Below are 24,532 nucleotides of genomic sequence, written 5' to 3' on the forward strand. Positions count from 1 at the left end.
CGGCGGGCGTTGCCGGAGCCGCAGGGGGCGCAGAGCCAGGCGGCGTATGAAGCGCCGCAGGGTGAACACGAAACGCTGCTGGCGGCGATCTGGCGCGAGCTGCTGAACGTGGAGCGGGTTGGGCGCCACGATAACTTCTTCGAACTGGGGGGCCACTCGCTGCTGGCGGTGCGTCTGACCAACCGTCTGCAGCAGATGGAATGGCAGCTGCCGTTGCAGGTCCTGTTCGCCAATCCGACGCTGCTGGCATTGGCGCAGCAACTGCGGAGAACCGATGAGGCGCTGCCGCCGATCGAGGCTATGCCACGCGGCGCCGCGTTGCCGCTGTCGTTTGCTCAGCAGCGTTTGTGGTTCCTGACGCAGTTGGAAGGCCTGAGTGAAACTTACCATATTCCCCTGGCGCTGAGCCTGCGCGGCGAGCTGGATCTGCCCGCCTGGCGGCAGAGCCTGGATGCGCTCTATGCCCGCCACGAAGCGTTGCGCAGCCGGTTTGTCACCGTCGAGGGGCAGCCGCAGGCGCACATTCTGCCGGCAGACGCGCTGCCGTTGACGGTTCACGATCTGCGTGGGCGGCAGGATGCTCAGAGCCAGGCGCGGCAACTGGCGCAGCGCCTGACGGAGGCGCCTTTTGATTTGACGCAGGGGCCGCTGGTGCGCGCCGCGCTGATCCGTCTGGCGGATGAGGAGCATCTGTTCCTGCTCACCTGTCATCACATCATTTCCGACGGTTGGTCGACCGGCATTCTGCTGCGTGATTTGGGGGCGTTGTACGGCGCTTTGCGTCGCGGCGATGCCGATCCGCTGCCGCCGCTGACGCTGCAATACGCGGATTACGCCGCCTGGCAGCGTCGCTATCTGACGCCGGAGCGGCTGGCGGCGCAGGCGCAATACTGGCGCGAAACGCTGAGCGATGCGCCGGCGCTGCTGACGCTGCCGACCGACCGGCCGCGTCCGACGGTGCAGTCTTTCAGCGGCGGGGAGGTGCCGATCGCGATCGACGCCGAGCTGACGCAGGCGCTGCGGCAGTTCAGCCGGCAGCATGGCGGCACGTTGTTCATGACGGTGCTGGCGGCCTGGAGCCTGGTGCTGGCGCGCATGGCCGGGCAGCAGGAGCTGGTGATCGGTACGCCGGAGGCCAACCGTGGCCGGCTGGAAACCGAATCGCTGGTCGGCTTCTTCGTCAGCACGCTGGCGCTGCGCATCGATCTTCGCGACGATCCGGATCTGCCGACGCTGATCGCGCGGATCCGTCACGCGGTGCTGACGGCACGGGAAAATCGCGATCTGCCGTTCGAGCAGGTGGTGGAGCTGGTCAATCCGCCGCGCCACCTGGGTTATACCCCGCTGTTCCAGGTGATGTTGGCCTGGCAGGACGGCTCGGTGCGCGATATCTCGCTGCCTGGGCTGCAGGCCGAGAGTGCCGAGTTGGGCTATCAGATCGCCAAGTATGATTTGACGCTCGATCTGGCGGAGCGCGACGAGCAAATCAGCGGGACGCTGAACTTCGCCACGGCGCTGTTCGACCGCGCTACCGCCGAACGTTACGGCGTTTACCTGGTGCAGGTGCTGCGGGCGATGGCGACAAATGCTACGCAGCCTGCGTCGCATCTCGATCTGCTGCCGGCTGCCGAGCGTGAACTGTTGTTGTACGGCTGGAACCGAACCGCGGAAGTTTATCCGGCGCAGAGCAGTGCCCACGTCCTGTTCGAACAGTGGGCGCAGCGCACGCCGGACGCCGTTGCGGTGGTGAACGATCGGGACAGCCTGAGCTACGCCCAATTGAACGCCCACGCCAACCAACTGGCGCACCAACTCATCGCACAGGGCGTGCGCCCGGGCGATCGCGTGGCCACGTCGCTTGAACGCAGCGTTTCTCTGGTCATCGCCCAACTGGCGATCCTCAAGGCGGGGGCCGCTTATGTGCCGCTTGATCCGCACCTGCCCGTAGCGCGGCAGGCGTGGATCATCGGCGACAGCGGGGCGTCGTTGATCCTGTGCGATCGCGATATCGACCGCGAGATAGCCGGCGAGATCGCCTGCCTGCGTATCGATCGGCTGCGGCAGAATCCGACCCACGATCCGGCGGTGCCTCGCGCCGGCGACGCGCCGGCCTACATCATGTATACCTCGGGCTCGACCGGTACGCCTAAAGGCGTCATGGTGACGCACCAAGGCATCCTCCGGCTGGCGATCAACAATCGTTTTGCGTCGTTTGAACGCGGCGATCGCTTCGCTTTCGCCGCCAATCCGGCGTTTGACGCCAGCACGCTGGAAATGTGGGGAGCCCTGTTGAATGGCGCCAGTCTGGCGATCATTGCGCCGGAAGTGTTGACGGAAGCCGAGGCGTTGGCGGCGGCGCTGGTGCGGCAAGGGATTAACGCCTTGTTCCTGACCACCTCGTTGTTTAACCAATATGCCCATAGCATCGCCGCGACGCTGGCGCAGTTGAAATATCTGCTGAGCGGCGGTGAAGCGGCGGATCCGCACGCCTTTGCCCGCATGCTGAAAGAGGCTGGGCCGGTACGGCTGATCAACGCTTATGGGCCGACCGAATGTACGGTGTTCGCCACGACGGCCACGATCGAGCGAGTGGATCCATGGCAGCGTTTGCCTATCGGGCGGCCGATCGGCAATACCCGGATTTATCTGCTGGATGAGCACGGGCAACCGGTGCCGCTCGGCGCGACCGGCGAGATCTACATCGCCGGCCCCGGGGTGGCGCTGGGTTATCTCAACCGCGCAGAGTTAACGGCAGAGCGATTCCTGGCGGATCCGTTTAACCCAGGCGAGCGGATGTATCGCACCGGCGATCTGGCGCGCTATCTGGCGGACGGCAATATCGACTACCTGGGACGCAACGATCGGCAGGTGAAAATTCGCGGCTTCCGCATCGAATGCGGTGAGATCGAGGCGCGAGTGGCCGGTCATCCGGCGGTGCGCGAAGCGGTGGTGGATGTCCTCGGCGAAGTGGACAATAAGCGACTGGTAGCCTGGGTGGTGCCGGAGGCTGACGCGGATCGCCAGACGTTGGCGGTGACGCTGCGACAGTATCTGGCGGGGATGTTGCCGGAGTTTATGCTGCCGGCGGCCTGGGTGGCGCTGGATACGCTACCGCTGACGCCGAACGGCAAACTGGATCGGCGCGCGCTGCCTGAGCCGCAGGAGGACGCCTACGTGCGTGAGGTTTACGCCGAACCTGAAGGCGAACTGGAAACGCTGCTGGCGGGGATCTGGCGCGAGCTGCTGGGCATTGAGCGGGTCGGGCGCCACGATAACTTCTTCGAATTGGGCGGCCACTCGCTGCTGGCGGTGAAGTTGATGGCGCAGCTGCGCCGTGTCGGGCTGAGCGCCGGGGTGCAAACGCTGTTCACCGCGCCGACGCTGTCAACGCTGGCGCAGACGTTGGTCACGCAGCAGGAAGTGAGCGTGCCGGCCAACGGTATCCTGCCGGGCTGCGTAGCCATTACGCCGGAGATGTTGCCGCTGGCGACGCTGAGCCAGCCGGAAATCGACGCGGTGGTGGCGCAGGTGCCGGGCGGTGTGGCCAACGTACAGGACATCTACGCCTTGTCGCCGCTGCAGGAGGGGATTTTGTTCCACCATCTGCTGGCGGAACGAGGCGACCCGTACCAGCTGTCTGCGGTGCTGCGTTTCGACAGCCGTGCGCGCCTGGACGCCTGGCTGGCGGCGATGCAGCAGGTGATCGATCGCCATGACATTCTGCGCACCGCGTTCATCACGCAGGGCGTGTCATCGCCGGTGCAGGTGGTGTGGCGCAAGGCCGAGTTGTCGCTGCGAGAACTGCGGCTCAATCCGGCAGAGGGCGAGATCGGTTCGCGGCTGACGGCGTTGTTTGATCCGCGCCGCGTGCGGCCTGATCTGACGCGCGCACCGTTGCTGAGCTTTGTCGCCGCACAGGGGGAAGAAGGCAGTTGGTGCGTGCTCCAGCAATGGCATCACCTGATCGGCGACCACTCGACCCTGGCGGTGATGCAGGAGGAGATCAACCTGATCCTGGCCGGGCGCGGGGACGAACTGGCCAAGGCACCGCCGTTCCGCAACGCGGTGGCGCAGGCAAGGCTCGGCGTCAGCAAGGCCGAACACGAACGGTTCTTCCGCACTATGCTGGCGGATATCGATGAACCGTCGCTGCCGTTCGGCCTGAGCGACGTGCATGGCGAAGGGCGGGATATCTCGACGGCGCACCTGGCTTTACCGCATGCGCTCAACCAACAGCTGCGGCGGCAGGCGCGGCGGCTGGGCGTCAGCCTGGCCAGCCTGTGCCACCTGGCCTGGGCGCAGGTGTTGGCGCGCGCTACCGGCCGCGATGAGGTGGTATTCGGCACCGTATTGTTGGGCCGCATGCAGGCCGGAGACGGGGCGGAACGGGCGCTCGGATTGTTTATCAATACGTTGCCGCTGCGGCTGGATGTCAACGAGGTCGGCGCGGAATCGGCGGTGTTGCAGGCGCACATCCGGCTGAGCGGGCTGCTGGCCCATGAGCATGCGCCGCTGGCGTTGGCGCAGCGCTGCAGCGGCGTCGCCGCGGGCACGCCGCTGTTCAGTGCCTTGCTGAACTACCGGCATAACAGCGGCGAGGACACCGCATTGCCAACCGGCGTGACGCTGCTCGATAGCCAGGAACGCACCAACTATCCGTTCGTGCTGTCGGTCGAGGACGGCGGTGATTCGCTGGGCCTGACGGCGCAGGTCAGGCAGCCGATTGAAGCGCAGCGCGTGTGTGGCTATATGGCGCAGGCGTTGAGCGCATTGGCGCAGGCATTGGAGCAGGCGCCTCAGACACCGGTCTGTGAACTGGAGGTGATGCCGGATGAAGAGTATGCGCTGCAGCTGTGCCGCTGGAATCATACGGCGGAAGCTTACCCGGCGGATACCTGCGTGCACGAACTGTTTGAACAGCAGGCGCGGCTGACGCCGCAGGCCATCGCTTTGATCCAGGATGCGCAACGGCTCAGCTACGCACAGTTGAATGCGCGCGCCAACCGGTTGGCGCATCGGCTGATTGAGCGCGGCGTACAACCGGGCGACCGGGTCGCGGTGCGGCTGGCGCGCAGCATCGAACTGGTCTGCGCCCAATTGGCGGTAATCAAGGCCGGGGCGGCGTATGTGCCCATCGATCCGCAACTGCCGGCCGCGCGTCAGGCGTGGATCGCCGATGACAGCGGCGCCTGCCTGATGCTGACGGACGCCATCGGCGACGAGGAGATCCCGCAGCTGACGGTCGAGGATCGCGAAGCTGAAGATCATAACGGTAACCCGGCGTTGCGCGTGTCGAGCGGCGCGACGGCCTACATCATGTATACCTCCGGCTCGACCGGTACGCCGAAAGGCGTCATGACGCCGCACCAGGGTATCACGCGTCTGGTGCGCAACAACCGCTACGCCGCCTTTGACGCCGACGACCGCATCGCCTTTGCCGCCAATCCGGCATTTGATGCCAGCACGATGGAGGTTTGGGCCGCCCTGTTGAATGGCGGTGCGCTGGTGGTGATCGCGCCGGAGGTGATGATGGAGGCCGAGCGTCTGGCGGCCGAACTGCAACGCCATCGCATCACCACGCTGTTCTTGACCACTGCGCTGTTCAATCAGTATGTGCATAGCATCAGCGGCGCACTGGCGCAGTTGAAATATCTGATTAGCGGAGGGGAGAAAGAGGATCCGGGCGCTTATGCGCGGTTGTTGCAAGAGCGGGGGCCGGTGCACATGATCCATGCCTATGGGCCGACGGAGACCACCACCTTTGCGACAACGGCACGTATCGAGCGGGCTGAAGGGGAGGCGCGCTTGCCGATTGGGAAACCGATCGGCAATACCCGCGCTTACTTGCTGGACGCCCGCGGGCGCCCGGTGCCGATGGGAGCGGTGGGGGAATTGCATATCGGCGGCGTGGGGGTGGCGTTGGGCTACCTGAACCGACCGGAACTGACGGCACAGCGCTTCCTGAGCGATCCGTTCAATCCGGTCGGCGGCGGCCGCATGTATCGCACCGGCGATCTGGCGCGTTATTTACCGGACGGCAGTCTTGAATACCAGGGGCGATGCGATCAGCAGATCAAGCTGCGCGGGTTCCGCATCGAACCGGGCGAGATTGAGGTGCAGCTGGCGGCGAGCCCGTGGGTGCGGGAAGCGGTGGTGCAGGTTTGTTCGACGGAACATCATCCGCGCCTGGTCGCCTGGATCGTACCGACGGCCGACGTTGACCGCAGCGCGTTGCAGGGACAGCTACGGGCCTATCTGAGCGAACGTTTGCCGGAGTACATGGTGCCGTCGGCTTATGTCTGGCTGGATGCGCTGCCGTTGACCGCCAACGGCAAGCTGGATCGGCGTGCCTTGCCGGAGCCGGAGCGCAAGGCAGTCGGCACTCGGGAGTATGCGGCGCCTCAGGGGGAAACCGAAACGACGCTGGCGCGGGTATGGTGTGAGCTGCTCGAGATTGGCCAGATAGGGCGCCACGACAATTTCTTCGAGCTCGGTGGCCATTCGCTGCTGGCGGTACGTCTTTCCAGCCAGCTGCGTCAGCAAGGCATCACCTTGCCGGTACAGGCGATCTTCAACCATCCGATATTGGCCGAGCTGGCCGAGCGGATAGATCGTCGCACCGCAGAGGCTCCGCTGCGCAAAGCGGTGCCGGCTCGCAGCAGCGGCAGCCGGCCGCCGCTATTCTTCGTTCCGACCGGCTTTGGCGACCACTCCTACGTGTTTGAATTGGCCAAGGAGATCGACGAGACCTTCCCGGTCTACGCCGTGCCGTGGCCGGCGGTGGAGGAGAAGCCGGCCACCATGTCCGATATGGCCGCCAGCGCCGTGGCGTTGATTCGCGAAGTGCAGCCGCAGGGGCCATACCATCTGGCGGGGTACTCTTCCGGCGGGGTGTTGGCCTATGCTATCGCCGAGCAGCTGCAATCGGCCGGGGAAGCGGTCGCCTTCCTGGGGTTGATCGACACGTTGCGGCCGGTGGAGGCGATGCACAGCCCGGTCCAGCTGTTGCTGAACTGGGTGGAGTCAACGCAGGAAAGGCCGGATCCGCAGTTCTGTCAGCAGTTGGCCGAGCTGCCGTTGCCGGAGGCGATCGCGGCCGTGCAACGCGCCGGGATCAAGACTCAGCGTGAGGAAGTAGCCGACGAGGCGGCGCTCTGGCAGCAGCGGCACCACTACGCCAAACTGGTGGAAGCGACCCTGGTGCAGCCCGCATCGCTGAAAATCCATCTGTTCAAGGCGAAGCAGGAGCAGGTTTCCGTCAATTCGCAGAACGCACAGTTCCAGGCGTATTGGCAAAGGATCAAGCAGGCGGGATATTGCCGCGAAGACGCTTCCGCGTTGGGATGGGATAAGCTGCTGCCGCCGGCGACCGTCCGCGTCAGCCAGGTCAACGGCGACCATGTGTCGATGATGGAGCATCCGGTTCATCGGCGTGAGCTGGGGCAACACTTCAATCTGGCGTTGCGCGAGCTCGGACAGGCGTAAGCCGGCGGGATGTATCCGATGAGAAAGCCCTCGCAAGAGGGCTTTTTTTTTACCCGTTGGCGGCGGTTTTGACGAGTTCCACCACCAGCGGTGAAAGCTCGCCGCGCAGCGCGGCGCGTTCCGACTGGAACAGCGTGGCGACGTAAAAACGCCGGCCCGGCAGTTCGATGGCGCGCACGTCGCCTTCGGTGTCGTGGCCGCTGACGATCAGCGGGAAGCGCTCAAGATCGGCGACGAACTCCGGATTTACGCCGAAGTTGCAGTGGTAGCCTTCATGGGTGTTCAGGCTGCCGTAGGCCTGCGCGACGCGGGTGTCAGGCTGAAAAACGATGTCGCCGGTTTTTTCCACCAGCGAGCAGCTCAGCGGGGCGATCACCAATCGGCCACCGCTGTCGGTTTCCGCATGGCCGGCGTCGTGCCAGCCCATCACGTTGCGGGCGTACTCGACGATGGCGTATTGAAAACCGCCGCAGGAGCCGAGGAACGGCACGTCGTTTTCCCGCGCATGGCGGATCGCCATAAAGGCGCCGTCGTCGTAACGATACGGGCTGCCCGGCACCACCCAGATGGCGTCGAAATTTTGCAGGACGTCGGGGGAGGTCAGGGTTTCTGTCGGTAGCCATTGGGGCTGCACATCGATGTCGAGATGGGCGGCGGTGAGCTGGAGCGCCACGGGGATGGCCTGATGGGCCACGGCTTGCGGGTTGTAATCACCGACCAGAGCAATGCGAACTTGAGCTTTCATCATTTCCTTTCCTGTGCGGGTAAAAAAGGAGATTACAGGAAAGTAGAGTGTCGAGCCGCCGCTTTTTAAACGTGGCGCACAAAAAAGCCCGGCGTTGGCCGGGCTGGAAAAAAGAGGGTCAGTACAGCGAGGGCGCGCCGGCCGGTCGGGTTTTGAAGCGGCGGTGCAGCCACATGTATTGCTCCGGCGCCCGCATGATCTCTTTCTCGATCACTTTGTTCATGTAAGCCGCCGCCGCCTGTTCGTCGCTGAGCGGGTAGTCTTCCAGGGCCGGTTGAATCAGCAGGTCGTAGCCGCGGCCGCCTTCGCGGCGGATCAGCACCACCGGCACCAATGCCGGGTTGGCCATGCGTGCCAGCATGAAGGTGCCGCTGGTGGTGGCGGCCTGATCGACGGCGAACAGCGGCGCGAATACGCTGCCGCGCGGGCCGTAGTCCTGATCCGGCGCGAACCATACCGCCTCGCCGCGCTTGAGCGCGTGCACCATGCCGCGCAGATCCTTGCGATCGATCATCGCTTTGTTGGAGCGCATGCGGCCCTTGGTCTGCGCCCACTCCATCGCCTTGTTGTTGTGCGGGCGGTACATCGCCATCATCGGTTGGCACAGGCCCATCGCCCGGCCGCCCAGCTCCAGCGACATAAAGTGCACGCCGATCACCAGCACGCCGCGATCGTCGCGCTGCGCCATTTTGAGGTGGTTGATGCCGGAGACGTTGAACCAGCGCTTGACGCGTTTATCCGACCAGAACCAGGCCATGCCGGTTTCCAGCAGGCCCATGCCGAGCGATTCGAAGTTGCCCACCACTTTACGTTCGCGCTGCGCTTCGTCCATCTCGGGGAAGCACAGTTCGAGGTTGCGGCGGGTAATGGTGACGCGACGCTTAAGAAAACGCATCGAAGTGCGCCCCATCCACACCCCCAGCCGATTGAGCAACGGGTAAGGGAGCTGTACCAGCAGGAACAGCAGGGCCAGGCCGAACCAGGTCAGCCAGTAGCGCGGGTGTAGCAAGGAAAGTTGAAATCTCTTTTGGCGTTTCATAGCAGCTCGTTTATGCGTTAGGGGGTAGCAACCTGTAACGCATAAAGGATCCACTCGATAGCGATACGACTACTCAGACACCCAAGTACGGCCAGGGTTTAGTCGGAATTCCATAATTGACTAAACATTTACATTCGAAGGGCGGTTTGCGCTGCTATCAGGCTTCGGAGGGATAGCTGTTGGCCAGCGGAGGCGGCTCTAGGAACGTGTATGTTAACACAGGGTACGGGGTGTGGCGGAAGAGGGGCATGCGAATATTCTCATTCGCGTTGCCCCTGAGTTGAAGATTGGCTCGTTTTATAGGCTGGGAATGATAATCGCGGCGAAGATCGCAGCGATCACCAGCCATTTCAGCAGGTAGTAACCGCGGCGGTTGCGCGCCTTCAGGCGCTGGCCGGCATCGCGCACCGCGTTGACGTATTTGAAGATGCGGTTGATGCCGCCGGTGCGGTCCTGATCGTCGTTTGGCGAGCTGGCCGCCGACATCAGCGTTGAACCGACCCAGTGGTTAACCGCCTGCGCCCAGCGCCATTTCATCGGCCGCTCGACGTCGCAAAACAGGATGATGCGCGTCTGATCGGTGGCGTTCTGCGCCCAGTGCACGTAGGTTTCGTCGAAGATCACCGCCTCGCCGTCGCGCCAACTGTGCTGCTCGCCGTCCACCTCGATGAAGCAGCGATCGTCGTTGGGCGTCATCAACCCCAGGTGATAGCGCACCGAGCCGGCGTAAGGATCGCGGTGTTTACCCAAATGGCTGCCGGGCGGCAGCTCGGCGAACATCGCGGCCTTGACCGACGGGATGCGGTTGAGCAGCTCGACGGTTTTTGGGCACAGCGCCTGCGCCGAAGGGTGGCTGTCGCTGTACCACTTCAGATAGAAACGTTTCCAGCCGCGTTTGAAGAAGGTGTTGAACCCCGCATCGTTGTGCGACTGCGCCTTTTTGATGTGATGCTGCAAGCGCACCGCTTCCTCGCGGATCACCTGCCAGTTGTCGGTCAGCGTCTGCAGCTCCGGGAAAACTTTTTCGTCGAAATAGGGCTGCCTGGCGGGCAAACGGGAGAAACCGGTCATAAACATATTGATCGGCCCCATAAAGGTGGAGTGATCGAACAGTTGGCGGGTAAGCTTTTGTTTCTCCTTGCCGCGGGAGTGTGCGTAAAGGAAGCTGACGATAAAAACGCCTATGATGATGACGGCAACCATAGAATCCATCCCTGTCATTACTGATTATTACGAGGTAAAAAACGTAAAAATTATAGTTTTGTGACAGATAAAATTTAACTTTTTCGTGCCATTTCGCCATTGTTGAACGTAGATGGCATGAAAAGTTAATAAAGATGTGAGTGTTGATATTTTATGTTGGTATTTTTGGTTTTCGTACTATTCTTAGGTTTCTTTAACGTGATTGTGTGCCATCTTATTTCATGACGAATGGCACGTATCTGAGAAAAGAGGGACTTATGAAGAAATCAATCATTGCCTTGTCTGCACTGCTGCTCGCTTCCCCGGTGTTCGCCGCTGAGACCGCGACCGACACCGCCGCTCACGCCAGCAACGAGGTCGTTGCCGAAGCGCACAAAGGAGCGGATACCGCCAAAGAAAAGCTGCACCAGTCTCAGGACAAGGGTGAAGAGCTGAAGCTGAAAGCCAAGCACGCCGCCGAAGGCAAGAGCGACAGCGTCGGCAGCAAAGTGAGCGAAGGCTCGCAAAAGGCCTGGCACTCCACCAAGCAAGGTTCGGAGAAGGCTTGGGACAAGACCAAGCAAGGGGCGGAAAGCCTCAAGAACAAAGTGACCGAATAAGGTCGCCGCTTTGCCACAAGGGCCGCGCTGCGGCCTTTTTTATTGCCCGCAAACCGGGCGCGCCCCAAAAGAAAAAGGCGCTTATCAAATGAGATAAAGCGCCTTTTCAACACGTTAACTGACTAGTATCAGTTCATGCCGTATTTTTTCAGCTTCTTGCGCAGCGTGCCGCGGTTGATGCCCATCATCAGGGCTGCGCGGGTCTGGTTGCCACGGGTGTATTGCATCACCATGTCCAACAGTGGCTGTTCAACTTCAGCCAGTACCAGCTCATACAGGTCATTTACGTCTTGACCGTTCAGTTGAGCAAAATAGTTCTTCAGTGCTTGTTTAACCGAGTCACGCAGAGGCTTTTGAGTCACCTGATCTTGTGAGTTAACGGTAGAAACGGTCAGTACGTCAGAATTTACGCGTTGTTCGAACATAGTTCTGTCAGCTCTTTTTTTACGCTAAGATTTTCGAAATATGCCTCCAACGCCTCCAGCTGTTCGCTGGCATCCTCTATGGCGTTGAATGTGCGCCGAAACTGGTCATTCGGAGCGTGTTCCTGGAGATACCAGGACACGTGCTTACGAGCAATCCGGAATCCCTTGCCTTGGCCATAGAAGCCGTGCAATTCCCGAATGTGCCCAATCAACAAGCGCTTCACCTCGCCAAGCGGCAGCGGCGGCAGCAACTCCCCAGTGTCCAGATAATGCTGGATTTCCCGGAAGATCCAGGGTCTCCCCTGAGCAGCGCGGCCTATCATCAGGGCATCGGCCCCGGTGTAGTCGAGCACTGCTCTGGCTTTATGCGGGTCAGTAATATCCCCATTCGCGATAATCGGAATGGAAACACTCTGCTTAACTGCCCGAATGCTGTCGTATTCCGCGTCGCCGTTAAACAGACAGGCGCGGGTTCGGCCGTGAATCGTCAGGGCCTGAATACCACAGTCTTCGGCCAGTTGGGCAATCTCTACACAGTTACGATGCTCTGGCGCCCAGCCGGTGCGAATCTTCAGCGTTACCGGCACATCCACTGCGTCAACCACCGCGTGGAGGATCCGTTTAACCAGATCCGGGTACTGCAACAAAGCGGACCCGGCAAGCTTCCGGTTCACTTTTTTGGCCGGGCATCCCATATTGATGTCGATGATCTGCGCGCCGCTGGCCACGTTGATACGCGCGGCGGCGGCCATATCATCAGGATCGCATCCGGCAATCTGCACGGAGCGGATCCCTGGTTCATCGCTATGCACCATACGCAGACGCGACTTATCCGTCCGCCACACCTCCGGGTTGGAGGAGAGCATCTCGGATACAGCCATCCCAGCACCCATTGCATGACAGAGGGTTCTGAACGGGCGATCTGTAATACCGGCCATCGGGGCCGCAATCAGGCAATTAGTAAGCTGGTGGTGTCCAATGCGCATAGACAAAGAGTGACCATACTGTGTCCGCAAGGGCGCGTATATTACGCATTTTTGCGCCGAGATGAAAGGCCAAACTTTAACCAATTGGCGCGATATTAGGGCAAAAAATGCGCTGCGCAGTGATTCATAAAAATATTGTATATATTTTACAACGAGTTGACGAAAAGTGCTTATTTTGTGTGCGGTAAAATATTCGCCTTTGCGCAGAATATTATCTGCATTCACCCGCGTTTTTTGCCGGGATAGCCTGCCTGGAAGGCGCATTGTCAGGGCGATCCGTCGTTGAACGGCGAAAAATTGCATAAAATTTTGTCTCGCCCGCGGGCCGATCGCCAGGCAAAAAAAATCCACCGGCGCAGGGCCGGTGGATGAGGGAGCAATAGACCGTGACGCTTACTTGCGGCGGCCGGTGATGCGGCACCACTCTTCATGCTCGGCGACCGGGTCGAGCGTGAACTTCTCTTCGTAGGCTTGCGCAACGCTGCTCGCCTGGCTGGCCAGCACGCCGGACAGCCCCAGATGGCCGCCGGCCTTCGGCAGGCAACCGATCAGCGGCGCCAGCTCGCGCAGCGGGCCGGCGAGGATGTTGGCGACCACCACGTCCGCCAGCAGGTCCGCCGGCTGGTCTTTCGGCAGATACAGCTCCAGACGCTCTGAAACGCCGTTACGCTGCGCGTTGTCGCGGCTGGCCTGAATGGCCTGGGGATCGATGTCGATGCCGATAGCGCGCGCCGCACCCAGCTTCAGCGCGGCGATCGCCAGGATGCCGGAACCGCAACCGAAGTCGATGACGGTTTTGCCGGCCAGATCGAGGCCGTCCAGCCACTGCAGACACAGCGCCGTGGTCGGGTGGGTGCCGGTGCCGAACGCCAGGCCCGGATCGAGCATCACGTTGACCGCGTCGGGATCCGGCACGTCGCGCCAGCTCGGGCAGATCCACAAACGCTCGCCGAAGCGCATCGGGTGGAAGTTGTCCATCCATTCGCGCTCCCAGTCCTTATCTTCCAGCTGCTCTATCTTGTGGCGGAAACCGGCGCCCAGCAGCGGGTGCTGTTCCAGCATCGCCACCACCTCGGCCATATCGGTTTCCGCGTCGTACAGGCCGATCACGTCGGTATCGCCCCACAGCAGGGTTTCACCCGGCAAGGGTTCGAACACCGGGTTGTCGTGGGTGTCCTGGAAGGTCACCGATACGGCGCCGCTTTCCACCAGCGCGTCGCTCAGGTCTTCCGCCTGGCTGCCGGTGGTGTTCAGTTTGAGTTGGATCCAAGGCATAGCAATTCTCTTCAAGAGGGTAATGATGACGCCGTCCGGCGCTTTTCGCCGACGACGTTACCGAGATAAAACGCCAACAGGCTGAGCAACAGCGAAGGCACGATAGGGTGCAGCCCCGCCGGCTGCAGGTTGAAGCTGGCCAATAGCGTATAGCATACCGCACCCGACACCATTGAGCTAAGCGCTCCCTGAGCATTGGCGCGTTCCCAGTACAGGCCCAGCACCAGCGGCCACAGGAACACCGCCTCCAACCCGCCGAAAGCCAGCAGGTTGAGCCAGATGATCATCTCCGGCGGCCGCCAGGCTGCCAGCAGCACCAACAGACCGAGGATCAGCGTGGTCAGGCTGGAGAAGCGCTTGATCAGCCGCTCGTTGTGGATCTGCTGTGGGCGTACGCCAAGGTAGAGATCCTTGATGATGGTGGCGGAGGATTGCAGCAGTTGGGCGTTGATGGTCGACATGATCGCCGCCATCGGCGCCGCCAAGAAAATCCCGGCGGCGTACGGCGGCAGCACGGTGATCATCAGCGTCGGGATCACCTGATCGGGGATCTTGAGATCCGGCAACACCGCGCGGCCGAGCGCGCCGGCCAGGTGCATGCCGAACATCAGCACCGCCACCACCACGGTGCCGAGCAGAATGCCGCGGTGCACCGCCTTGCTGTCCTTGTAGGAGATACAGCGCACGGCGGTGTGCGGCAGGCCGATCACCCCGAAGCACACCAGGATCCAGAACGACGCCATAAACGGCAGGCTGAGGATCTGATCGCCGCCCTGCGGCGACACCAGCGCCGGATCGATCTGCTGCAGTTTGCTGACTGCGCTGTCCAGTCCGCCGGCGGCATGGATCACCGCCACCAGCAGCAGCACGGTGCCGAGCAGCATCACCAGCCCCTGCATGGCGTCGTTCAGCACGCTGGCGCGGAAGCCGCCGAAGGCGGTGTACAGCGCGATGCTGATGCCGAAGATCAGCAGGCCGGTGTCGTAAGGAATGCCGGCGGCGGTTTCCAGCAGGCGTGCGCCGCCGATAAACTGCACCGTCATGGCACCGAGGAACGCCACCAGCAGGCTGAGGCTGGCCAGCCACACCAGCAGGCGGCTTTGGTAGCGGCCATACAGCATGTCATTGAGGGTGATAGCGTTGTAGCGCCGCGCCAGGATGGCGAATTTCTTGCCCAGCACGCCGAGCGACAGCCACACCGCCGGCAGCTGGATCATCGCCAGCAGCACCCAGCCCAGGCCGTATTTGTAGGCGGCGCCGGGGCCGCCGATAAACGAACTGGCGCTGATGTAGGTGGCGGTCAGGGTCATCGCCAGCACAAAGCCGCCCATCGAGCGGTTGCCGAGGAAATATTCGCTGAGGAAATTTCCATTCTGACGGCGGCGATAGGCGTATACCGACAGGCCGAATACCAGCAACAGGTAGGCGACCAGCGGCAGGATCACTTCAGTTTGCATCGCTGTCCTCCAGCGAAATGTCGCGGAACACCGTGCGCACCATCAGCCAGCACAGGCCGATGAACAGCAGCGGCACCAGCAGGCAGGCCATTTCGAACCAGTGCGGCAGGCCGGTGACGCCGATAGCGCTGTCCGGCAGATAGGCCGCCAGCCCCCAGGCCAGCAGGTAGAGCAGCGTCAGCCCCAGCGCCCAGCGCGCTTCGCGGTGCGCCTGAATAAAGCGTTTGTCCATCCGTGTCTCCCATAGGTTTACGGTGATGGATTCATCAAAGGTAGGGAATTTTACGGCATGACGGCGTTTTGCCAAGCCGTTACTGGCGGCAACGCCAAAGAAAAAGGCCGGTGATTAACCGGCCTTTCGTCAGACGATGCTGCGTGCTGCCTTAGGTTTCCTGCAGACCCAGCTTCTTCTCCAGATAGTGGATGTTGGTGCCACCGTGCTGGAAGTTTTCGTCGTTCATGATCTTCTGCTGCAGCTCAACGTTGGTTTTGATGCCGTCGATGATCAGTTCAGCCAGGGCGTTTTTCATGCGGGCAATCGCCACGTCACGGTTTTCGCCGAAGGTGATCAGTTTGCCGATCATGGAGTCATAGTACGGCGGTACGGTATAACCGGCGTAGATATGAGATTCCCAACGCACGCCGAAACCGCCTGGCGCGTGGAAGCGGGTGATCTTGCCCGGGCTCGGCAGGAAGGTGTTCGGATCTTCGGCGTTGATGCGGCATTCTACCGCGTGGCCGTGGATCTTCACTTCTTCCTGTTTGATCGACAGCGGCTGACCGGCAGCGATGCGCAGCTGCTCTTTGATCAGATCCACGCCGGTGATCATTTCGGTAACCGGGTGCTCTACCTGAATACGGGTGTTCATTTCGATGAAATAGAACTCGCCGTTTTCATACAGGAACTCGAAGGTGCCCGCGCCGCGGTAGCCGATTTCCACGCAGGCTTTCGAGCAGCGCTCGCCGATGTAACGGCGCATTTCGCTGGTGATGCCCGGCGCCGGCGCTTCTTCGACCACTTTCTGGTGGCGGCGCTGCATGGAGCAGTCGCGCTCGGCCAGATAGATGGCGTTGCCCTGGCCGTCGGCCAATACCTGAATCTCGATGTGGCGCGGATTCTCCAGGTATTTTTCCATGTACACCATGTCGTTGTTGAAAGCCGCTTTGGCTTCCGCTTTCGTCATGTTGATGGACTGCTCAAGGTCTTTGTCGCTGCGCACCACGCGCATGCCGCGACCGCCGCCGCCGCCGGAGGCCTTGATGATCACCGGATAACCGATGCGCTTGGCGAAGGCACGGTTTTTATCCATGTCGTCGGTCAGCGGGCCGTCGGAGCCAGGTACGCACGGCACGCCGGCTTTCTTCATGGCGTTGATCGCGGAAACCTTGTCGCCCATCAGGCGGATGGTCTCGGCTTTCGGGCCGATGAAGATGAAGCCGGAGCGTTCAACCTGCTCGGCGAAGTCGGCGTTCTCGGACAGGAAGCCGTAACCTGGGTGGATCGCCACCGCGCCGGTGATTTCCGCCGCCGAGATGATGGCCGGGATGTTCAGGTAGCTTTTTACCGATGGCGCAGGACCGATGCAGACGGTCTCGTCGGCCAGCAGCACGTGTTTCAGATCGCGGTCGGCCGCGGAGTGAACCGCAACGGTCTTGATGCCCAGTTCTTTACAGGCACGCAGGATGCGAAGCGCGATCTCGCCGCGGTTGGCGATAACAATTTTATCAAGCATGGGGGCGCCTCGTTATTCGATGACGACCAGCGGCTCGTCATATTCGACCGGCTGGCCGTTTTCCACCAGGATGGCTTTCACGACGCCGGACTTGTCCGCTTCGATCTGGTTCATCATTTTCATGGCTTCAACGATGCACAGGGTATCGCCGGCGTTCACTTTCTGGCCCACTTCAACGAAGGCTTTCGCGTCCGGGCTTGGGGTGCGGTAGAAGGTGCCTACCATTGGGGAACGAACGACGTGGCCACTCACGGCCGCCGGTGCTGCAGGGGTTTCTGCCGCAGGAGCGGTGGCAACGGCGTTAGCCAGGGCTGGCTGCTGCTGTGCCGGCATCGCGTAGGCCTGCTGCATGACGGGATAAGCCTGCGCCGGTGCGGCACGGCTGATGCGAACCGATTCTTCGCCTTCAGAGATTTCCAGTTCAGAAATGCCTGATTCTTCAACCAGTTCGATCAGTTTCTTGATTTTACGAATATCCATGAGTGTGATTCCGTACTCTTTTTGTGGAGCAATTAGTGGGTTTTCGACAGACGGTTAACCGCTGCCTGTAAAGCGAAAGCGTAGCCATCCGCGCCGAGGCCGCAAATCACGCCTACCGCTACGTCTGAGAGATAAGAGTGATGGCGGAAAGGTTCGCGGGCGTGCACGTTGGACAGGTGGATCTCGATGAACGGGATCTGCACCGCCAGCAACGCATCGCGCAGCGCCACGCTGGTGTGCGTGAACGCCGCCGGATTTATCAGAATGAAATCGGTGTTGCCGCGCGCCTGATGGATGCGATCGATCAGCTGATGCTCGGCGTTGGACTGCAGATGGCTCAGGGTAATATCCAATGCGGATGCCTGGTTTTCCAATCCGTTAACAATCTCTGTCAGCGTCGTGCTGCCGTACTTCTCCGGCTCACGCGTCCCCAGCAGATTGAGATTGGGGCCGTTCAGAAGCAAAATGTGAAACTTATCCGCCATTGTGCTGGTATCTCCGGCAATAAAACCATCATCGTAGAAAATAACCCGATGTTATCGATTTGTCACCTGTTAAGGGGCAAATTCACCCTGAGAACAGAAACAAGGTCGGGCATTATAACGATATCGTAGCAATTCGCAGCTAAATACTGGTCTTATCAGCGAAGATATTCAACCCCAAATCGACGAACTCGGGGATCCGTGACAGGAATATGAGCGCTGGAACACAGAAAAAGTTCCCGCCGGCGGCGCGCGTTTTTCCGTACCAATAACGCGCGCCGCCGCGTAGTTCAGCGCCACCAGGCGCGGAATTTCTTGTAACGCAGGCCCAACAGCGCCACCGCCAGCAGCGCGTAGATGAACGGCTGGGGGGAAAACGTTTTGACCGACCACAGGTAGTGGATAGGGGCGAGGATCGCCGCCAGATAGACGAAGTTGTGCAACAGTTGCCATTTGGCGCCCAGTTTGCGCATCGCCCACAGCGTTGAGGTGGCCGCCAGCGCCAGCAGGATCAGCCAGGTGAGGATGCCGAGCGTCAGATAAGGGCGGTTCACCAGCTCGCTGCCCAGCAGGCCGAGGTTGCTCAGCCCCAGTTCCAGCGTGGAGTAGCTTATCAGGTGCAGCGTGCCCCAGGCAAAGCACCACAGCCCCACCAGGCGGCGGCAGCGGATCAGCAGCGGCTGGCGGGCGTAGCGCGCCAGCGGGGCGATAGCCAGCGTGGCCAGCAGCAGTTTCAGCGTCATCCTGCCGGTAAAATGCTGGATGTCCTTGGACGGATCGGCGCTGAACCAGCCTTGATCCACCGCCAGCACCAGCCAGAGAAAGGGCAGAAACGCCGCCAGATGCAGGGCGGCTTTCAGCCATTTGATATGAACAGGCGTCAGTCGCACTTAGAAATTCTCCCGCAGATCCATGCCGCGATACAGCGACGCCACCTGGTCGGCATAGCCGTTGAACAGCAGCGTCGGCTGGCGTTTGACGTCGAGAATGCCGCCGGAGCCGATGAAACGCTCGGTGGCCTGCGACCAGCGCGGATGATCGACGTGCGGATTCACGTTGGCGTAAAAACCGTACTCGTTCGGCGCGGATTGGTTCCAGGTGGTCGGCGGCCGATCACGCACCAAACGGATATGCACGATCGATTTGATGCCTTTGAAGCCATATTTCCACGGCGTGATCAGCCGCAGCGGCGCGCCGTTTTGCGGCGGCAGGGTTTTGCCGTACACGCCGACGGTCAGCAGCGCCAGCGGATGCATCGCCTCGTCCAGCCGCAGCCCTTCGACGTAGGGGTATTTCAGGTCGCCGCCGATAAAGCGATCTTTCTGGCCGGGCATCTGCTCCGGATCGTACAGCGTCTGGAAGGCCACGTAGCGCGCGTTGCCGTTCGGTTCGGCCAGCTTGATCAGCTTGCCCAGTTCGAAACCGATCCACGGCACCACCATCGACCAGGCCTCGACGCAGCGCATGCGGTAAATGCGCTGTTCCAGTGGGAAACGCTTCATCAGATCGTCGATATCCAGCGTTATCGGCTTCGCCACTTCGCCGTCGATGCGCACTTTCCAGCCTTCGGTTTTCAGCCCGCCGGCGTTGGCGGCCGGATCGGCCTTGTCGAGGCCGAACTCATAGAAGTTGTTGTAGCCGGTGACCTTGTCTTCCGGCGTCATCGCCAACTGCGCCTGCCAGGCGGCCGGTTTGCTGAATTCCAGCGCTTTGCCCGGCGGTGCCTTGGGGCGATCGTTGCCCTTGAACCACGACAGCAGGTCCGCCTGTGCGCCGGTGGGCAGCGCCAGCGAAGCGGCGGTGATGCCGAGCGCCTGCAGCACCTTGCGCCGCTGGTGGAATACGCTCTCCGGCGTGACGTCGGCCTCGGTCAATTTGGGGTGTTTGTTCATGCTTATGTTCTCCGCGACTGATTCCCGCCGCCTGCGAGCGGCTGACGGGTCTCCATGAAATAAGCATGGCGCTAAAGGCGGCCGGAAGCGAGGGGACGCGGGAAAATATGAAATTTCGCAGAAGCGGGCGATCCCCCCGTCGCCGGGGGGATAGGGTCAGCGGATTTTCACCAGGGTGCGGCCGGTGATTTGGTTGTTCAACAGCGCGGCGGCGGTGGCCGGCGCCTGCTCGAGGGAGATTTCGTGCGTGGCCTGCTGATAGAAGCTGTCCGGCAGAATGCCGGCCAGCCGTTCCCAGGCGGTTTGGCGGCGATGCAGCGGCGTATGCACCGAATCCACGCCCTGCAGGCGCACGTTGCGCAGAATGAACGGCATCACGGTGGTCGGCAGCTGATAACCGCCCGCCAGGCCGCAGGCGGCGACGGTGCCGTTATAGTTCATCTGCGCCAGCACCCGCGCCAACAGTTTGTCGCCGACGGTGTCCACCGCGCCGGCCCACAGCTGTTTCTCCAGTGGACGCGGCATGTCGATATAGGCATCGCGCGGCATCACCTCTTTGGCGCCGAGCGCTTTCAGGTAGTCGGTATTGCTGTCGCGGCCGCTGATGGCGGTCACCCGGTAACCCAGCGCCGCCAGCAGGGCGATGGCGGTGCTGCCCACGCCGCCGCTGGCGCCGGTGACCAGGATATCGCCGTCGTCCGGGTGCACGCCGCCTTCCTCCAGCGCCATCACGCACAGCATGGCGGTAAAGCCGGCGGTGCCGATGATCATCGCCTTGCGCTCATCCAGGCCGTTCGGCAGCGGCACCAGCCACTCACCGGAGACGCGCGCCTGCTCGGCCAACCCGCCCCAGTGGTGTTCGCCCACGCCCCAGCCGGTGAGCACCACGCTTTGCCCCTCTTTAAAGCGATCGTCGCGGCTGTGGCGCACGATGCCGGCGAAGTCGATGCCCGGCACCATCGGGAAGTTGCGCACGATCTTGCCTTTGCCGGTGATCGCCAGCGCGTCCTTGTAGTTCAGGCTGGACCAGTTGATGTCGACGGTGACATCGCCTTCCGGCAACCGATCGCTGTCGATATCTTTGATATGAGCCAGAGTTTGGTCGTCTTGTTGTTCCAATAACAGTGCACGCATGTCACTCTTCCTCTCGTTTACACTTTTCTATTCAATGGCTGAATCACAGTTATTTGACTATATGCATAATAAGCGGCCCAAGTCCTGATAAAGGACAAAAATGGCGCTTGCAGGTTTTATTCCTCGGCAAGGCTTGTTAGGGTTGGACGGCCCCTTTTAGCTAAAGGGTGAACACTCACTTAACCATAGCGGACAAGGCACAGGGATGCGATTTACCACCAAACTCTCTGCATTGATCACTCTGTTGGTCGCGCTGGCGATGTTTTTGATGCTGATGGGATGCTCATACAGCTTCTTTTACGTTACCCAGGATCGCCAGGAGCGCCGCTTGGATTCGCTGGTCACCACTCTCGATCAAGCCATGCTGAGCGAGCCGCCGCAGGAGCAGGAAAAATGGTTGCCGATCGTCATGCGTACGCTCGGCATCGTGTCGATTCGCATAGAGGCCGGTAGCAGCCAACTGCTCGACTATCAATTACCGACGCAGGAAAAAGAGCACTGGGATGCGCTGAACGGCTATCGTCAGGTCTCGCGTCCCCTGTTGCAGCATCCGGGCAGCACGCTGCGCATCACCTACCGCGATCCCTTCGCCAGCGATGTGCGCACGCTGCAATCCACCGCCGCCGTCACGCTGTCGATCGTCGTGATGGTGGTGGTTTTGCTGTTCAGCCTGCGCTGGCTGCGTGAGCAGGCCGACGGCGAAGATCGTCTGGAACGCCGCGCGCGGCGCATTCTGAACGGCGAACGCGAAAACGTCATGCAGGGCGACGTGCGTGAGTGGCCGGCCAACGTCAGCGGCGCGCTCGATCGCCTGCTGGCCGATCTGGCGGAAGCGCGGGAAGAGCGCAGCCGGGTCGATACGCTGATCCGCGCCTTTGCCGCGCAGGACGCCAAAACCGGGCTGAATAATCGCCTGTTCTTCGATAACCAGTTGACCACTCAGCTGGAAGACGAAGGCTCGCACGGCATCGTGATGATGGTGCGGCTGCCCGATTTCGAGACCCTGCGCGAGACGCACGGCAGCGTGGCGGTGCAGGAGCTGATGTATTCGCTGGTCAATCTGCTGTCTACCTTCGTGATGCGCTATCCGTCGGCGCTGCTGGCGCGCTACTTCCACAGCGATTTTACCGTGTTGTTGCCGCATCGAACCCTGAAGGAGGCCGACGGCATCGCCTCACAGCTGGTCAACGCCATCGATGCCTTGCCTTCCACAGCGCTGATCGACCGCGAGGCCTTCCTGCACATCGGCATCGTGGCGTACCGCAGCGGTCAAACCACCGAGCAGGTGATCGATTATGCGGAGCAGGCGACGCGCCACGCTACGCTGCAGGGCGAAAACGGGTGGTATGTGTACGACAGCCAGGTGCCGGAAAAGGGGCGCGGCAGCGTCAAATGGCGCACGCTGCTGGAACAGGTGCTGGCGCGCGGCGGCCCGCGGCTGTATCAGAAACCGGCGGTGACCGTGGGGGGCGAGGTGCACCATCGCGAGATCATGAGCCGGATCTATGACGGCACCCAGGAATTGCTGCCGGCGGAATATATGCCGCTGGTGCAGCAGCTCGGGCTGGCGGAAAGTTACGATCGCCAACAGGTGAGCCGCATCATTCCCTTGTTGACGCAGTGGCCCGAGGAAACGCTGGCGTTTCCGCTGTGCGTGGACTCGATTTTGCAGCGCTCTTTCCAGCGCTGGCTGCGCGATACATTGCTGCAGTGCGAAAAAAGTCAACGTCGGCGAATTCTGATTGAACTTGCGGAGGCAGATGTGTGTCAACATATCGACCGTTTGCGTCCGGTGCTGAGGCTGTTGTCAGGGCTGGGCTGCCGCCTCGCGGTGTCCAAAGCGGGTTTAACCGTGGTCAGTACGTCCTATATCAAGTCGCTGCAGGTGGAGATCGTCAAGCTCCACCCGGGGTTGGTGCGGAGCATCGATAAGCGGGACGAAAACCAGCTGTTCGTGCAGAGCCTGACCGGCGCCTGCGCGGGCACGCGCGCGCAGGTGTTCGCCGCCGGCGTACGCACGCGCAACGAGTGGCAGACGCTGAAAGAGCGCGGGATCCACGGCGGGCAGGGCGACTTTTTCGCGCCGCCGGAACCGATCGACGCGGGGCGTAAAAAATATTCACGTCGTTATCGCGTTTAAGCTGATTGCCGGACAAAAATTGACGTAGAATGAGCGCCGGATCCATCTGGGCCATGTCACCCGTCATTTTGGAGTTTTCTCCAATCTGCCTGCGACAACGACGCCTATTTGAGATAGGCTCTTGTCAGCTTTTATCTGGTTGGCGTTGGTAGGTGCTTACCATCGGCGGCAATCAGGGAATATGTTAGATTTTATGAGCTGTGTTACGCCGTTTCGTGCGTTGACAGGGTGGTAAACTGAGCCTTTGTTCAGGGAATTCAGGCCTCATCCAATTTCCGTGCATTCGAGCAGAAACAATACAGACTATTTTTCACCGAAGTAGAACGTTTTTGCGCCTTGTCGCTGCTTCGTGTGGTTGGTAAAGTAGGCGGATTTTATTTTCCGCCCCCAGCTTGCAGGATTATCCTTTCGTTATGTTTAAGAAATTTCGTGGCATGTTTTCCAACGACTTGTCCATCGACTTGGGTACCGCCAATACCCTGATTTATGTTAAAGGGCAAGGCATCGTACTGAATGAACCTTCGGTGGTTGCCATTCGTCAGGATCGTGCCGGCTCCCCAAAGAGCGTCGCGGCCGTCGGTCATGACGCCAAACAGATGCTGGGCCGCACCCCCGGCAACATCGCGGCTATTCGCCCGATGAAAGACGGCGTGATCGCCGATTTCTTCGTGACCGAAAAAATGCTGCAGCACTTTATCAAACAGGTTCACAGCAACAGTTTCATGCGCCCAAGCCCGCGCGTGCTGGTCTGTGTGCCGGTCGGCGCGACCCAGGTTGAACGCCGCGCTATCCGCGAGTCCGCCCAAGGGGCCGGCGCGCGTGAAGTGTTCCTGATTGAAGAGCCGATGGCGGCGGCGATCGGCGCTGGTCTGCCGGTCTCCGAAGCGACCGGTTCCATGGTGGTGGATATCGGTGGCGGTACCACTGAAGTGGCGGTGATCTCGCTGAACGGCGTGGTGTACTCCTCTTCCGTACGCATCGGCGGCGACCGTTTCGATGAAGCCATCATCAATTATGTGCGCCGCAACTACGGCTCGCTGATCGGCGAAGCGACCGCCGAGCGCATCAAGCACGAAATCGGTTCTGCCTATCCGGGCGATGAAGTGCGCGAAATCGAAGTCCGCGGCCGTAACCTGGCCGAAGGCGTACCGCGCGGCTTTACCCTGAACTCCAATGAAATCCTCGAAGCCCTGCAAGAGCCGCTGACCGGCATCGTCAGCGCGGTGATGGTTGCGCTGGAGCAGTGCCCGCCAGAATTGGCCTCCGACATTTCCGAACGCGGCATGGTATTGACCGGCGGCGGCGCGCTGCTGCGCAACCTCGATCGCCTGCTGATGGAAGAAACCGGCATCCCGGTCGTGGTGGCGGAAGATCCGCTGACCTGCGTGGCGCGCGGCGGCGGCAAGGCGTTGGAAATGATCGACATGCACGGCGGCGATTTGTTCAGCGAAGAATAG

Annotated in this window: 18 protein-coding genes; 4 read left to right on the forward strand and 14 right to left on the reverse strand. The window is 61.2% G+C overall.

Features of this window, described 5'->3' with window-relative positions:
* Positions 1 to 9 precede the first annotated feature (9 nt).
* Positions 10 to 7,485 (forward strand): amino acid adenylation domain-containing protein, encoded by a 7,476-nt coding sequence (locus tag ACJ8IN_RS17890; protein WP_442519515.1) that lies wholly within the window; start codon positions 10 to 12, stop codon positions 7,483 to 7,485.
* A 49-nt stretch (positions 7,486 to 7,534) separates the two neighbouring features.
* Here the strand turns inward: ACJ8IN_RS17890 and ACJ8IN_RS17895 are convergent, their stop codons facing one another.
* The 3 genes from ACJ8IN_RS17895 to lpxO all read right to left on the reverse strand — a co-directional run bounded on the left by ACJ8IN_RS17895 (position 7,535) and on the right by lpxO (position 10,472).
* Complete coding sequence (locus ACJ8IN_RS17895) at positions 7,535 to 8,233, reverse strand: CTP synthase C-terminal region-related (seleno)protein (RefSeq protein WP_223182021.1); 699 nt, start codon at positions 8,231 to 8,233, stop codon at positions 7,535 to 7,537.
* A gap of 115 nt (positions 8,234 to 8,348) precedes the next feature.
* Positions 8,349 to 9,269: a kdo(2)-lipid IV(A) palmitoleoyltransferase gene (gene lpxP / locus ACJ8IN_RS17900; RefSeq protein ID WP_033648968.1), complete on the reverse strand. Its 921-nt coding sequence runs from the start codon at positions 9,267 to 9,269 to the stop codon at positions 8,349 to 8,351.
* Between the two features lie 297 nt (positions 9,270 to 9,566).
* Complete coding sequence (gene lpxO / locus ACJ8IN_RS17905) at positions 9,567 to 10,472, reverse strand: lipid A hydroxylase LpxO (protein ID WP_164098056.1); 906 nt, start codon at positions 10,470 to 10,472, stop codon at positions 9,567 to 9,569.
* Between the two features lie 257 nt (positions 10,473 to 10,729).
* Between lpxO and ACJ8IN_RS17910 the strand changes: the two genes are divergently transcribed.
* On the forward strand, positions 10,730 to 11,071 hold the full coding sequence (locus ACJ8IN_RS17910) for a hypothetical protein (protein ID WP_004936850.1): 342 nt from the start codon (positions 10,730 to 10,732) through the stop codon (positions 11,069 to 11,071).
* Between the two features lie 128 nt (positions 11,072 to 11,199).
* Here the strand turns inward: ACJ8IN_RS17910 and fis are convergent, their stop codons facing one another.
* From fis to acuI, 11 genes are all read right to left on the reverse strand, one after another.
* Complete coding sequence (gene fis / locus ACJ8IN_RS17915; RefSeq protein ID WP_000462905.1) at positions 11,200 to 11,496, reverse strand: DNA-binding transcriptional regulator Fis; 297 nt, start codon at positions 11,494 to 11,496, stop codon at positions 11,200 to 11,202.
* Positions 11,478 to 12,482, reverse strand: a complete 1,005-nt coding sequence (gene dusB / locus ACJ8IN_RS17920) for a tRNA dihydrouridine synthase DusB (protein ID WP_004936856.1) — start codon at positions 12,480 to 12,482, stop codon at positions 11,478 to 11,480. The genes fis and dusB overlap by 19 nt, the downstream gene beginning before the upstream one ends.
* 393 nt (positions 12,483 to 12,875) lie before the next feature.
* Positions 12,876 to 13,757, reverse strand: coding sequence for a 50S ribosomal protein L11 methyltransferase (gene prmA / locus ACJ8IN_RS17925; protein ID WP_308326069.1), 882 nt, complete (start codon positions 13,755 to 13,757; stop codon positions 12,876 to 12,878).
* Between the two features lie 11 nt (positions 13,758 to 13,768).
* Positions 13,769 to 15,214, reverse strand: coding sequence for a sodium/pantothenate symporter (gene panF, locus ACJ8IN_RS17930; RefSeq protein WP_033636180.1), 1,446 nt, complete (start codon positions 15,212 to 15,214; stop codon positions 13,769 to 13,771).
* Entirely contained in the window at positions 15,204 to 15,446 is a 243-nt protein-coding gene (locus ACJ8IN_RS17935; protein WP_033644445.1) for a YhdT family protein, read from the reverse strand. The genes panF and ACJ8IN_RS17935 overlap by 11 nt, the downstream gene beginning before the upstream one ends.
* A 151-nt stretch (positions 15,447 to 15,597) precedes the next feature.
* Complete coding sequence (gene accC, locus ACJ8IN_RS17940; protein WP_004936886.1) at positions 15,598 to 16,947, reverse strand: acetyl-CoA carboxylase biotin carboxylase subunit; 1,350 nt, start codon at positions 16,945 to 16,947, stop codon at positions 15,598 to 15,600.
* 12 nt (positions 16,948 to 16,959) lie between these two features.
* Positions 16,960 to 17,427, reverse strand: a complete 468-nt coding sequence (gene accB, locus ACJ8IN_RS17945; protein ID WP_033636178.1) for an acetyl-CoA carboxylase biotin carboxyl carrier protein — start codon at positions 17,425 to 17,427, stop codon at positions 16,960 to 16,962.
* Between the two features lie 32 nt (positions 17,428 to 17,459).
* Positions 17,460 to 17,912 carry a type II 3-dehydroquinate dehydratase gene (gene aroQ / locus ACJ8IN_RS17950; protein WP_004936891.1) on the reverse strand — a complete coding sequence of 151 codons (453 nt, stop codon included), beginning with the start codon at positions 17,910 to 17,912 and terminating at the stop codon, positions 17,460 to 17,462.
* 287 nt (positions 17,913 to 18,199) lie between these two features.
* Complete coding sequence (gene msrQ / locus ACJ8IN_RS17955; RefSeq protein ID WP_041036869.1) at positions 18,200 to 18,799, reverse strand: protein-methionine-sulfoxide reductase heme-binding subunit MsrQ; 600 nt, start codon at positions 18,797 to 18,799, stop codon at positions 18,200 to 18,202.
* A complete protein-coding gene (gene msrP, locus ACJ8IN_RS17960; protein WP_442519516.1) occupies positions 18,800 to 19,801 on the reverse strand; it encodes a protein-methionine-sulfoxide reductase catalytic subunit MsrP in 1,002 nt (333 codons plus the stop codon).
* A gap of 156 nt (positions 19,802 to 19,957) precedes the next feature.
* Positions 19,958 to 20,935: an acrylyl-CoA reductase (NADPH) gene (acuI, locus tag ACJ8IN_RS17965; RefSeq protein ID WP_101427445.1), complete on the reverse strand. Its 978-nt coding sequence runs from the start codon at positions 20,933 to 20,935 to the stop codon at positions 19,958 to 19,960.
* A gap of 205 nt (positions 20,936 to 21,140) precedes the next feature.
* Here acuI and csrD point away from each other — a divergent pair, with 205 nt between their 5' ends.
* Both csrD and mreB read left to right on the forward strand, forming a co-directional pair.
* Positions 21,141 to 23,075, forward strand: a complete 1,935-nt coding sequence (csrD, locus tag ACJ8IN_RS17970; RefSeq protein WP_308326067.1) for an RNase E specificity factor CsrD — start codon at positions 21,141 to 21,143, stop codon at positions 23,073 to 23,075.
* 413 nt (positions 23,076 to 23,488) lie between these two features.
* Positions 23,489 to 24,532, forward strand: a complete 1,044-nt coding sequence (gene mreB, locus ACJ8IN_RS17975; protein ID WP_003855260.1) for a rod shape-determining protein MreB — start codon at positions 23,489 to 23,491, stop codon at positions 24,530 to 24,532.

Source organism: Serratia sp. CY31944 (genome assembly GCF_052169175.1).
In the GTDB taxonomy this organism is placed as follows: Bacteria; Pseudomonadota; Gammaproteobacteria; order Enterobacterales; family Enterobacteriaceae; genus Serratia; species Serratia sarumanii.